The organism is Aeromonas sp. Prich7-2 (assembly GCF_017939255.1).
Lineage (GTDB): Bacteria > Pseudomonadota > Gammaproteobacteria > Enterobacterales > Aeromonadaceae > Aeromonas > Aeromonas caviae.
Genome location: NZ_JAGKRI010000021.1, coordinates 24,237 through 35,525 on the forward strand (window position 1 = coordinate 24,237; position 11,289 = coordinate 35,525).

Genomic DNA, 11,289 nt, shown 5'->3' on the forward strand with positions numbered 1-11,289 from the left:
GACGGTCGTCATCGAGGAGGTGCAGCTTAGCCCGGCTCTGTGTGCTTGGTGTGAAGTGTCCTCAGTTGCCGGGCAGCCAGAGTGTGGCCAGCACCCCCCCGTCCGGCTGATTGGCAAGAGCAAGATGGCCGCCGTGCTGGCGTGCCACCTCCATGGCAAAACTGAGCCCGAGGCCGCTGCTTTTTCCCTTGTCTGGCCTTGGCAGGGAGTAGAAACGCTCGAAAATCCTGGGCAGCGCAAAGTCGGGAATGCCTGGCCCCTGATCCCGCACCCGGAAGCAATAACCCCCCTCCACCATGGCGCCGCTCAGCACCAGGGTACTGCCGATGGGGGCGAAATCGAGGGCGTTGTCCAGCAGGTTGCCAAGGGCCTGCTCCACCAGCAGGGGATCCCACTTCTGCTTCTGACCTTCCCCCAGCTCGGCGTGCAGGGCGATCTGGCGGCGCTGGGCCTGGATCTGGCGGGCGTCGAGCACCCGTCTGCCCAGCCGGGCCGGCTCAACGGATTGTCTGTCCAGCCCCTGCCCTGATTCGAGGCGGGCGAGTTGCAGCATGCGCTCGATCAGTTGTTGCATGCGGGCCGTCTCCAGATTGATGTTGCCGATAAAGCGCTTTGCGATGTCCGGCGGCGGCGCCTCGGCCAGGATCTCCCCCGCCCCGCGAATGGCCGCCAGCGGGCTTTTGAGCTCGTGGGTCAGGCTGTGGACATAGGCCTCGATATAGGCCTTGCCGTCCAGTTGGCGGCGCATGGTTTCCAGGGAGTGGCCTAGCCTGTCCAGTTCGGGGCTGTAGAGGCGCGGCAGGCTGGCGGGCTGACCCTGGCTGATTGCATCCGCATAGTGCACCAGCTTGCCGATGGCGCGGTTGAGCCACCACACCAGCAGGGCGCCGATGAGCAGGGAGATGCACAGCAGCAGAGCCGCCCCCTGCAGCAACTGGTGCTCGCTGCGCTCTATCATGGGCAGCAGGGTGCGGTTGGGCTTGGCGACGGTGAGGGAACCCAGGATGTCGTCCCCTTCCCGTAGCGGGGCGGCGACGTGCATCACCGAGCTGGCGGGATCGTCAGGATCGCTGCGGGTGCTGCGGGCGCCGTATTCGCCGCGCAGGGTCAGGTAGACGTCGTTCCAGCGAGAGTAGTCCTTGCCCAGATCCACCCCGTCCGAGTCGTAGACCACCTTGCCCCAGCGGTCGACCACATAGATGCGGTACTCCGCCTGCTGCTTGAGGTGGCCGTCGATGAGGGCGTTGATGGGGTTCTGGTTGAGGCGGGCGAAGGCGCTGGCGAGCCGGCCATTCGCCATCTTCCCTTCCTGCATGTCGTCCAGGGCCAGGGGGGCCAGCATCTGGGCCATGTCCACCAGGGTGTCTTCGGTGGCGCTGCGCACCCCGGGCTTGATCTCCTCGACGAAGATCTCCAGCACGAACCAGGCGGCCAGCGCAAAGATCAGCACCAGCCCGCACAGCAGTTGCAGTCCGATCCTCATGTCAGCCTCCGGCAGGTGCCCGGCAGCTAGGCGTTCATGCCAGCTCCAGGCTGTAGCCCAGCCCGCGGTGGGTCAGGATCAGGTTGGCTTCCGGGTCCCGTTCCCTCAGCTTGGCGCGCAGGGTCTTGATGTGGGTATCGACGGTGCGGTCCAGGCTCTCCTCCGCGTCCTGCCACACCAGCTCCATCAGCTGCTGGCGGGAGTAGACCCGGCCGGGGGACTGCATGAGCGTCTTGAGCAACAGGTATTCGTAGCGGGTGAGGGCCAGCGGCTGCCCCAGGAAGCAGATACGGGCCCGCTCCTCGTCCAGCACCAGGAAGTGCTCCTGCCGGGGGGCGGTTGGCTGGCTGCGGCGCAGGATGACCCGCACCCGGGCGCACACCTCCCGCGGAGAGAAGGGTTTGGCCACATAGTCGTCGGCCCCGATCTCCAGCCCGATCAGGCGGTCTATCTCCTCGCTGCGGGCGGTGAGAAACATCAGCGGAACGTCGCAACGGGCCCTAACCTGCTTGCACAGCTCGAAGCCGCTGATGTCCGGCAGCCCCACATCCAGAATGAGGAAGTCCGGTCGCGTCTGTTCCAGTCGCGCCAGCAACGGCTGGCCGAGGGGGAACCACTCCACCTCGAAACCGTCTGTCTGCAGGGCGTAGATCAGGGTGTCGGCAATGCTGGCTTCATCTTCCACCAGCCAGATGAGTCGTTTTTGCATGGCATCCTCGTCGCAAATCAGCTGCCCCATTCTGGCATCGAACCAAATCGGATCCTATTTGCCGTTTGATTTTTCCCGAAAAGGCATTAATATTTCGTCATTCTTTCGAATCGAAACTTATAAATGACCAAACGCAACACACAGCAGCGCCGTCACACCATAGTGAGTCTGGTGCAGGAGCAGGGGGAAGTCAGCGTCGATGCCCTGGCCAAACACTTCGCCACTTCCGAGGTGACCATCCGCAAAGATCTGGCGGTGCTGGAGACCGGTGGCCTGTTGCTGCGTCGCTACGGCGGTGCCGTTCCCCTCCCCAGCGAGATGGTGGTGGACAGCAACCTGGAACAAGTTTCGAATCGAAAGCTTGCCATTGCCCGCGCCGCCGCCGAGCGGATCCGCGATCACAACCGCGTCATCATCGACAGCGGCAGCACCACCAGCGCCATGATCCCCATGCTGGGCAACAAGCGCGGCCTCATTGTCATGACCAACTCCCTCAATGTGGCCGGTGCCCTGCGCGAGCTGGAAAACGAACCCACCCTGCTGATGACTGGCGGGACCTGGGATCCCCACTCCGAATCTTTCCAGGGGAAGGTGGCGGAGCAGGTGCTGCGCTCCTATGACTTCGACCAGCTCTTCATCGGTGCCGATGGCATCGACCCGGAGCGGGGCACCACCACCTTCAACGAGCTGGTGGGCCTCTCCCGGGTCATGGCCGAAGTGTCGCGGGAGGTCATCGTCATGGTGGAGTCGGAGAAGATCGGCCGAAAAATCCCCAATCTCGAGCTGCCATGGTCCGGCATCCATACCCTGGTGACCGACGAGGGGCTGAGCAATGCGGCCAGAGAACAGATTCAGGCCAGGGGGATCACGCTGATTTGCGCCCCCGTGGCCGTGTGATTTGAACAAACCATTATCCAACCGAATTAACGTCTTACGTTTCAAGGAGAAGTGTATGTGTGGCATCGTCGGGGCCGTCGCCCAACGTGATGTGGCTGAAATCCTGGTAGAGGGCCTGCGCCGTCTGGAATACCGTGGCTACGATTCGGCCGGTGTTGCCGTGTTCAGCGCCAACCAGCCGCTGCAGCGGGTGCGTCGCCTCGGAAAGGTGGCCGAACTGGCCAAGGCACTGGAAGAGCAGTCCGTCCACGGTGGTACCGGCATTGCCCACACCCGCTGGGCTACCCATGGCGAGCCGTCCGAGCGCAATGCTCACCCCCACGTCTCCGAGCATATCGTGGTGGTGCACAACGGCATCATCGAGAACCACGAAGAGCTGCGGGAAGAGTTGAAGGCGCTGGGCTATGTGTTCAGCTCCGACACCGACACCGAAGTGATTGCCCACCTGGTGCACCACGAGCTGAAATCCGCCCCCAGCCTGCTGGCGGCCATGCAGGTAGCGGTGAAGCAGCTGCGCGGCGCCTACGGCACCGTGGTGATGGACAGCCGTGACGACAGCCGCGTGGTGGTGGCCCGCTCCGGCTCCCCCCTGGTGATCGGCCGCGGCATCGGCGAGAACTTCATCGCCTCCGACCAGATGGCCCTGCTGCCGGTGACCCGCCGCTTCATCTTCCTAGAAGAGGGCGATGTGGCCGAAGTGACCCGCCGCGACGTGCATATCTTCGATACCGACGGCCATGCCGTGGTACGCGAGGAGCTGGAGTCCGAGCTCTCCCACGATGCCGGTGACAAGGGCGAATACCGACACTACATGCTCAAGGAGATCTACGAGCAGCCCAAGGCCATCACCAACACCCTGGAAGGCCGCCTGGGCAGTGATCACGTGGTGGTCGAGTCCTTCGGCAACGGCGCCCGCGCCATTTTCGACAAGGTCGAGCACGTCCAGATCGTCGCCTGCGGCACCTCCTACAACTCCGGCATGGTGGCCCGCTACTGGTTTGAAGAGATCGCTGGCGTCTCCTGCGACGTGGAGATCGCCTCCGAATTCCGCTACCGCAAGTCGGTGGTACGCCCCAACAGCCTGCTGGTGACTCTTTCCCAGAGCGGCGAGACCGCCGATACCCTGGCCGCCCTGCGGTTGGCCAAGGAGTCTGGTTACATGAGCTCCCTGGCCATCTGCAACGTACCGGGCTCCTCCCTGGTGCGCGAATCCGACCTGGCCTTCATGACCCGGGCTGGTGCCGAGATCGGGGTGGCGTCTACCAAGGCGTTCACCACCCAGCTGGCCGGTCTGCTGATGCTGGTGGCCTCCGTCGGTCACTGCCGTGGCAACCTGAGCGCCGCCGCCGAGGCCGAACTGGTCAAGGCGCTGCAAGCCCTGCCTGTGCGTATCAAGGAGAGCCTGGCCCTGGCCAAGCAGATCGAGACTCTGGCCGAAGAGTTTGCCGACAAGCACCATAGCCTGTTTCTCGGTCGTGGCAGCCAGTACCCCATCGCCATGGAAGGGGCGCTCAAACTCAAGGAGATCTCCTACATCCACGCCGAGGCCTATGCCGCCGGTGAGTTGAAGCATGGCCCTCTGGCGCTGATCGATGCCGAGATGCCCATCATCGTCGTGGCGCCGAACAACGATCTGCTGGAGAAGCTGAAGTCCAACGTGGAAGAGGTGCGTGCCCGTGGTGGTATCCTCTATGTGTTCGCCGATGCGGACGCCGGTTTCAAGAGCGACGAGACCATGCGGGTGATGAGCCTGAACCACGTGGAAGAGATGATCGCGCCCATCGTCTATACCGTGCCGTTGCAGTTGCTCTCCTACCACGTGGCCCTCATCAAGGGCACCGACGTGGATCAGCCGCGCAACCTGGCCAAATCCGTGACTGTGGAATAAGCCGTCGCCGGAAATGAAAAAAGAGCCGCATTGCGGCTCTTTTTATTTTGGCAAAACAGGCTACGACAGCCGCAGGTTGGTGATGGTGACGTCGTCCAGGGAAGGCACAATGATGCCGCTGGAGATGCTCTTGGCGATCGCCTGGTTGCGGTTGCGCGAGTCCGTCTTGTTGGTGACCTGATTGAGGTGGAAGTTCACGGTTCGCTCGCTGATGCCGAGGATGGTGGCGATCTCCCAGGAGGTCTTGCCCTCGCTGGCCCAGAAAAGGCACTCCTTCTCCCGATCCGACAGCTCGGCCAGGTATTTCATCAGGTCTGGTCTGGCCTTGATGAGGGTCAGGGCCGAGTTGAAGATGTAGCTGGCGCAGAATGACAGCAGGGGAACGTTTTCAAACATCAGATCGGAATTGGACTTCTCCTTGCTGATGAAAGAGAGGATGCCGTGTTCCCCCTGCGGCGTGTGCAGCGGGAAGGAGACGCCGTTCCTCACCCCGAAGTCGGCGGCCAGGTTCATCACCTCCCTGCTGGCGCTGGGCAACCAGGGGGCATCACAATCGAGCTTGTTCCAGAAGATGGGCTGGGTCTGCTTCAGTCCCAGGAAGACGACCGGATCCTGGGTCAGGTAGTGCCGTTCCGAATAGGCATCAAACCAGCTGGTGGGGCAGTTGTTGAACAAGGCCACATGGGATTTCTGCATACTGATGGGGAAAATAATCAGCAAACGGAAGTAATCAAACCCCATCTGATGACTGAAGCGCTCCAGTTGTTGCTGGATCTCTCTGGTCTTCTTCGCCTTGGTGAACCGATCTATGTGTTCCCAGATCGCATCGTTAAACATGTAAGTCTCCTTTTTCGATCACTTATCTTGCTGATCGAAAAGACATTTTTTAGTTATTTAAAATGGTGTTGCGACTACCAACGCCAGTTATTCCCGTACTTGTCTAAAAAGTATCCTGTTTTTTCGGCCAGAGGCCAAGAAAATCATCTGATTGCCAGTGACCCTACTCTTTGAGACAATGAGAATAGTTATCATTGTTAAGATTTATATCATGAACAAGTTTTGGGGTCTGGCCTTGTTACCCATGGCCGTTCATTGCGTCGTGTCCGCCGACGAAGTGGTTGCGCCAGCATTGAAGAACAGTATCGCCGACGGGAAAGCCTCCCAGCTGCGTGTGGAGAAAGCCGCCGATGGAGCCGTCGCCGCCAGGGTTGAGCTGCAAAATGCCCAACTGCAACTGCGGGATCTGGAAGCCTACAACCGCTACATGCAGTCTCTGGTGGCCGATCAGCAAAACGAGCTGGGCAAGCTGAACCAGCAGTTGGAGGCGGTACAGGAGACCAGACAGGGGCTTGTCCCCCTGATGCTGCAGATGCAAGCCGATCTGGAACAGCTGGTACAGGATGACATCCCGCTGCGCAGAGAGGATCGTCTGGCGCGGGTTGCTGCCTTGAAAGCGACGCTGGCTAGAGCCGATGTGAGCGAGGCGGAGAAGTTCCGCCAGCTATTGCAGGCCTATCAGATTGAAGCCGAATACGGCAGCAGGCTGGACCATTATTCCGCCGAGCTGGTGCTGGATGGCGCACCGCGCCAGGTCGACGTGCTGGCTCTGGGTCGGATCTCCCTGCTGGCGATGACCGCCGATCGCTCCCAGGCGTGGCGCTGGTCTGCCGAGCACAAGCAGTGGCAAGCCCTCGACGGCCAGTGGCTCTCCCCCATCGCCGAGGCGTTGGAAATGGCTGCCGACAAGAAAGTTCCCCAGTTGTTGAATGTCCCCCTTTCCGTCAGCCGTGGTCAGGAGGCCCAGTCATGAGCGTCACCATGAAGTGGTTACCCCTTGCCCTCGTCCTCTCTCTGGGCACCACAGCCGCCGTGGCCGAGGAAGCCTGGCAGCAGCAGGAACAGGCCCGTGAGCAGAAGGCTCAGCAGGATCTGGCGTCTGTCTCCAGGGATCTGAGCAGTGCCCGTGCCAAGCTGGCCGAGGCCCAGCGCCTGAGCAAGGAGCTGGCCAGCCAGTTTGCGGCCAATGAAAAGCAGCTGGTGGAGCTCAATACCCAATGGGAGCAAGCCTCCGGCGACATGAACGACATCTTTGCGGTCACCCGTCAGGGCGCCAGCGATGCGGTCAAGTTGCTGAGCGAATCCGCCGTCGAGGGCCAGTATCCTGATCGTCTCGCCCCGCTGAAAACCATGGCACAGGATAAACAGGTGCCTGATCGCGCCGCCCTTGCCCTGCTGCCAGCCACCTTGCTACAGGAGATCCGCGAATCGGGCCGGGTTGCCCAGTTCAACGGCAAGGTGCTTGATGCCCAGGGCGTTGCCAGCGAGCAGACGTTGACCCGGATCGGCAGCTTCGCCCTGCTGGGCGATGCTGGTTTCTTGCAACCGGAGGCCGAAGGCCTGAGTCCGGTGCTGGGCCTGCCAGGCAGCGTGCTTTCCGCTGTGGCCGCTTATCAGGGTCAGGAGGGAGAAGCGTTGCCGCTGGATCCCTCCCACGGTGTTCTGCTCGATATGCTGGCCCAGGCGCCCACCTTCTGGCAGCAAGTCCAGCAGGGCGGCCAGGTCGGCGCCATCATCGTGCTGCTGGCCGCTATCGGCCTGGGGATCGCTGGAGTACGGCTGTGGAGCCTCTCTCGCGAACTGGGTCGGGTTCGTAGCCAGCTCAAGAGCGGTGAATATCATGCCGACAACGCTCTCGGCCGGGTGCTGACGGTAGCTGACAAGCATCCAGAACTGAGCATGGAGACCCTCGAACTGCGTCTGGATGAGGCGATCCTGCAGGAGACCCCTCGCCTGGAGCGCGGCATCGGCATGGTCAAGGTGATCGCGGCCATCGCCCCCATGCTGGGTCTGCTCGGGACAGTGACCGGTATGATCGGCACCTTCCAGGCCATCACCCAGTTCGGTACCGGCGATCCCAAGATCATGGCGGGCGGCATCTCCATGGCCCTGGTCACCACGGTGCAGGGTCTGGTAGCGGCCATTCCGCTGATCCTGGCCCACAGCCTGTTGCAGTCCCGTTTCACCGAGCTCTCCAACGTGCTGGAACAGCAGGTGGCCGGGATCCTGGCCGAGCGGGCCGAAAGCAATGGTGACAGGGTGGAGCGGGTAGCATGATGCTCGACATCTGGCAGCAGTTGCAGAGCTTCATGGGCCGTGGCGGCCCGGTGCTCTGGGTCATTCTGGCCTTGCTGGTGCTGATGTGGATTCTGATGATCGAGCGGCTGCTCTACCTCAACCTGGGGTTTGCACCGTTGCAGCGTGAGCTGCTGGGCCGCTGGCAGGCGCGTCGCGAGCGTCACAGCTGGCACGCTCGCGCGATTCGCGGGCGCTGGCTGGCAGAAGTGGAGCTGGCGCTCAACCGTCATCTGATCTTCATCCGCACCCTGGTGGTGCTCTGCCCCATGCTGGGATTGCTGGGTACAGTGACCGGCATGATAGGCGTATTCGATGCGCTGGCTGCGGCTAACCGCTTTAACCCGGAGAGCATGGCGGGCGGGATCTCCCGCGCCACCATCCCCACCATGGCAGGCATGGTGGTGGCCCTCTCCGGCGTGTTGTTACTTAGCCGGCTCGAGAGTCAGGCCAAGCGTGCGCTGGCCAAGACCCGGGACGGCCTGCGAGAAGAGAAGGTAATGCAATGAGACGGCAATCCAAACGCCAGCGCGATGAAGTGCAGATCGACATGACCCCCATGCTGGATATCGTCTTCATCATGCTGATCTTCTTCATCGTGACCACCTCCTTCGTGCGCGAAGCCGGGCTTGAGGTACACAGACCCCAGGCCAGCCAGGCCAAGGCGCAGAAATCGTCCAGCATCATGCTGGCGATCGGCGCTCAGGGGCAGATCTTCCTCGACCGCAAACAGGTGGATGTGGAGCGGGTGCAAGCCACCCTCGCCCGACTGTTGGCGGAGCAGCCCGAGGCAAGCCTGGTGATCCAGGCCGATGAACGGGTACCCCACGGCAAGGTGGTGCGGGTGATGGATGAAGCCAAGGCGGCAGGCATCGCCAACATCGCCGTGGCGGTGGCACCGAAATGAAACACAAGTTGATGAGCCTGGGACTGGGGATCGCCCTCAGTCTGGGCATCCTGTTGTTCATGGCCACCCTGGTGGAGCCGCCCGGAGGGGAGAAGGCGACCACAGAGCAGAAATCCATCGTCATCAACATGCAGAACGAGGTGACCGAGGTACAGGTGCGTGAGCGGCCGGTACCCCAGGAGCCGGAACCCCTGCTGGAGCCGCCTGCCGTGCTGGCTTCGACACCGATGCCCATGCCGGCGGCGGCCCCGCTGCCTTCGGTACAGCCGAGCCTGGATCTGGTCTCGACCCTGAGTGCGGTACAGGTCTCTGCCCCTGGCGTGGCGACCAGTCCCACTCCGGTCGCGAGCGGCAATTTCCATGGACAGCAGCAGGGCGCTGGAATCGGTGCCAGCGACCTCTTGATGCCACTGCAACGGGTTGAGCCTGTTTATCCCTACCGGGCCCAGCAGGCCGGTATCGAGGGGTCCGTGACCTTGCGTTTCAGCGTCGATGCCGACGGCCGGGTACAGGATGTGGAGGTGGTCGAGGCCAAGCCGAAGCGCCAGTTCGAGCGAGCGGCCATTCAGGCGATCAACAAGTGGCGCTATCAGCCTAGGCCGGGCGCCACCGACAAGCTGGTGCAAGTCATCACGCTCAAATTCAAATTGGAGTCATAACCATGTTGCGGATCTGGATCTGTCTGCTGGCCCTGGTCAGCCAAGCCTGTCTGGCGATGGAGGTGAGCCCTCATTTCTCCCGCCAGCTGGAGCCCGTGATGAAGCTCTATCAATCCGGCCAGTGGCAACAAGCCCAGAGCAAGGCGGCTGTGCTCAAACCCGGTTCCGAGGCTGAGCACGCCTGGCTGGCGCAGTTACAAGCCTCTCTGGCCGCCAATCTGCAGCAGACCGCGCAGGCGAGTCGCTACGTGGAGCAGGCTCTTGCCTATAAAGAGTGGCCAGAGCAGCAACGACTTCAGTTGTTGCGTCTGCGCGGGGATATCCAGGCCCAGCAATCCAACTGGTCCGGCGCCATCGCCAGCTACAAGGCCGCATTGGCCATCAAGGCTGACGATACCTTGCGTCTGCGCTTGGCTGGCCTCTATTACCACAACAAGCAGTACGGCGAGGCAGCCAGCCAGAGTGAACAACTGTTGAAGAAAAGCTGGCAGAAGCAGGCAGCCATCATCCGCCTCTCCTCCCTCACTGCATTGCAGCGTTACGGCGTGGCTGCGGATCAGGCCGAAGAGTTGATCCGCCGCGAGCCGAAAGAGAGCAAGTGGTGGCAGCAGGCTGTGTCGCTCAATCTCTCCGCCAAGCGTGGTGATCGAGCGCTTGCACTGCTGCAAACCGCCATCGACCGTCAACTGATGGATGATGCCGCCGCCCGCAACCAGCTGATCCGCCTGTATGCCTGGCAGGGACTGCCCTATCGCGGTGCGCGTCTGCTGGAGTCTGCCATGGCCAAGGGACAGATGAAGCAGAGCGCAGAGAATCGCCAATTGCTGGCCCAGTTGTGGGAAGGGGCACGTGAGTGGCCGAAGGCTGTGGACAGCTGGCAGCTGCTTGCCCGGGAACATGCTCACCCCAAGGCCGCCATGCGTGCCGCCGAACTGCTGCTGCAACAGGGCAAGACGGATGCCGCCATGATCCAGCTCTCGGCCATCAAGTCAGTGAAGGGAGAGCAGGGCAACAGAGCCAAGGCCCTGCTGGTGCAGGCACACCTCAATAAAGAACAATATGCTCAGGCGCTGGTGTTGGCTCGCGAGCTGCAACAGCAGAACAACTGGCAAGACAGGGCGACCAGCTGGGTCAACTACATTCAGGCCCAGACTGACGGTATGAACAAAAAATCGGCATGAAACTGGGGTAAACTCTCATTTCATGGGGTTTAGCCTGCTTTTTCAGCAAACGAGCGCATTTTTACAAAAAGCCCTTGTCATCGCGGCGCGGCTCCCTATAATGCGCCCCTACCAGCACGGCGGAACACGCCAACCTGATGAGCCAGCTTCCTTAGGAAGTGAGCGCCGAAAGAAAAGCGAAAACAACCGCTTGACTTTCGAAGTGAGGAGCGTAAGATGCGCCTCCTCAACGCGATAAGCGTGACGCTCTTTAACAATTTGAATCAAGCAATCTGTGTGGGCACTCGCAGCATCGAGCATCAAAAACAATTTTTGATTTTCAATGTCTGATGAAGTGACCAAAGCAACGAAAGTTGCAGCAGTTAATTCAGCAATTCATTGAGCCGCTTTTCGAAGCAACCAAACTTAAATTGAAGAGTTTGATCATGGCTCA

The 11,289-nt window shown here is 61.4% G+C and carries 11 protein-coding genes; 8 read left to right on the top strand and 3 right to left on the bottom strand.

Going from position 1 to position 11,289, the window contains the following annotated elements; translation table 11 throughout:
* Positions 1–61 precede the first annotated feature (61 nt).
* Positions 62–1,483 (bottom strand): beta-lactam sensor histidine kinase BlrB, encoded by a 1,422-nt coding sequence (gene blrB, locus J9892_RS05210; protein WP_052815144.1) that lies wholly within the window; start codon positions 1,481–1,483, stop codon positions 62–64.
* Positions 1,484–1,517: 34 nt separating this feature from the next.
* On the bottom strand, positions 1,518–2,192 hold the full coding sequence (gene blrA / locus J9892_RS05215) for a beta-lactam response regulator transcription factor BlrA (RefSeq protein ID WP_052815152.1): 675 nt from the start codon (positions 2,190–2,192) through the stop codon (positions 1,518–1,520).
* A gap of 123 nt (positions 2,193–2,315) precedes the next feature.
* Here blrA and J9892_RS05220 point away from each other — a divergent pair, with 123 nt between their 5' ends.
* The gene (locus tag J9892_RS05220) at positions 2,316–3,089 is read left to right on the top strand and encodes a DeoR family transcriptional regulator (protein WP_210538037.1); all 774 of its coding nucleotides are present in this window, start codon (positions 2,316–2,318) and stop codon (positions 3,087–3,089) included.
* 55 nt (positions 3,090–3,144) lie between these two features.
* A complete protein-coding gene (glmS, locus tag J9892_RS05225) occupies positions 3,145–4,977 on the top strand; it encodes a glutamine--fructose-6-phosphate transaminase (isomerizing) (protein WP_042016118.1) in 1,833 nt (610 codons plus the stop codon).
* A 60-nt stretch (positions 4,978–5,037) separates the two neighbouring features.
* On the opposite strand, the gene J9892_RS05230 is transcribed toward glmS, so the two are convergent.
* Positions 5,038–5,814: a LuxR family transcriptional regulator gene (locus tag J9892_RS05230; RefSeq protein WP_102948977.1), complete on the bottom strand. Its 777-nt coding sequence runs from the start codon at positions 5,812–5,814 to the stop codon at positions 5,038–5,040.
* Between the two features lie 211 nt (positions 5,815–6,025).
* On the opposite strand from J9892_RS05230, the gene J9892_RS05235 reads away from it, so the two are divergent.
* The 6 genes from J9892_RS05235 to J9892_RS05260 are packed head-to-tail and all read left to right on the top strand — an operon-like array spanning position 6,026 to position 10,856.
* Positions 6,026–6,787, top strand: coding sequence for a DUF3450 domain-containing protein (locus J9892_RS05235; protein WP_210538038.1), 762 nt, complete (start codon positions 6,026–6,028; stop codon positions 6,785–6,787).
* Positions 6,784–8,091, top strand: coding sequence for a MotA/TolQ/ExbB proton channel family protein (locus J9892_RS05240; protein ID WP_200163712.1), 1,308 nt, complete (start codon positions 6,784–6,786; stop codon positions 8,089–8,091). Before J9892_RS05235 ends, J9892_RS05240 begins: the two co-directional genes overlap by 4 nt.
* A complete protein-coding gene (locus J9892_RS05245) occupies positions 8,088–8,618 on the top strand; it encodes a MotA/TolQ/ExbB proton channel family protein (protein ID WP_010672233.1) in 531 nt (176 codons plus the stop codon). Before J9892_RS05240 ends, J9892_RS05245 begins: the two co-directional genes overlap by 4 nt.
* Positions 8,615–9,016, top strand: coding sequence for a biopolymer transporter ExbD (locus tag J9892_RS05250; RefSeq protein ID WP_010672232.1), 402 nt, complete (start codon positions 8,615–8,617; stop codon positions 9,014–9,016). The genes J9892_RS05245 and J9892_RS05250 overlap by 4 nt, the downstream gene beginning before the upstream one ends.
* Positions 9,013–9,675 (top strand): TonB family protein, encoded by a 663-nt coding sequence (locus tag J9892_RS05255; protein ID WP_167826286.1) that lies wholly within the window; start codon positions 9,013–9,015, stop codon positions 9,673–9,675. The genes J9892_RS05250 and J9892_RS05255 overlap by 4 nt, the downstream gene beginning before the upstream one ends.
* A 2-nt stretch (positions 9,676–9,677) precedes the next feature.
* On the top strand, positions 9,678–10,856 hold the full coding sequence (locus tag J9892_RS05260) for a hypothetical protein (protein ID WP_210538039.1): 1,179 nt from the start codon (positions 9,678–9,680) through the stop codon (positions 10,854–10,856).
* Positions 10,857–11,289 lie beyond the last annotated feature (433 nt).

What these genes read in the sequence shown, in the direction of transcription:
- J9892_RS05255 (WP_167826286.1), top strand. Translation starts at nt 9,013, where the DNA reads ATGAAACACAAGTTGATGAGCCTGGGACTGGGGATCGCCCTCAGTCTG.
- J9892_RS05250 (WP_010672232.1), top strand. Translation starts at nt 8,615, where the DNA reads ATGAGACGGCAATCCAAACGCCAGCGCGATGAAGTGCAGATCGACATG.
- J9892_RS05235 (WP_210538038.1), top strand. Translation starts at nt 6,026, where the DNA reads ATGAACAAGTTTTGGGGTCTGGCCTTGTTACCCATGGCCGTTCATTGC.
- blrA (WP_052815152.1), bottom strand. Translation starts at nt 2,192, where the DNA reads ATGCAAAAACGACTCATCTGGCTGGTGGAAGATGAAGCCAGCATTGCC.
- J9892_RS05245 (WP_010672233.1), top strand. Translation starts at nt 8,088, where the DNA reads ATGATGCTCGACATCTGGCAGCAGTTGCAGAGCTTCATGGGCCGTGGC.
- glmS (WP_042016118.1), top strand. Translation starts at nt 3,145, where the DNA reads ATGTGTGGCATCGTCGGGGCCGTCGCCCAACGTGATGTGGCTGAAATC.
- J9892_RS05220 (WP_210538037.1), top strand. Translation starts at nt 2,316, where the DNA reads ATGACCAAACGCAACACACAGCAGCGCCGTCACACCATAGTGAGTCTG.
- J9892_RS05260 (WP_210538039.1), top strand. Translation starts at nt 9,678, where the DNA reads ATGTTGCGGATCTGGATCTGTCTGCTGGCCCTGGTCAGCCAAGCCTGT.
- blrB (WP_052815144.1), bottom strand. Translation starts at nt 1,483, where the DNA reads ATGAGGATCGGACTGCAACTGCTGTGCGGGCTGGTGCTGATCTTTGCG.
- J9892_RS05240 (WP_200163712.1), top strand. Translation starts at nt 6,784, where the DNA reads ATGAGCGTCACCATGAAGTGGTTACCCCTTGCCCTCGTCCTCTCTCTG.
- J9892_RS05230 (WP_102948977.1), bottom strand. Translation starts at nt 5,814, where the DNA reads ATGTTTAACGATGCGATCTGGGAACACATAGATCGGTTCACCAAGGCG.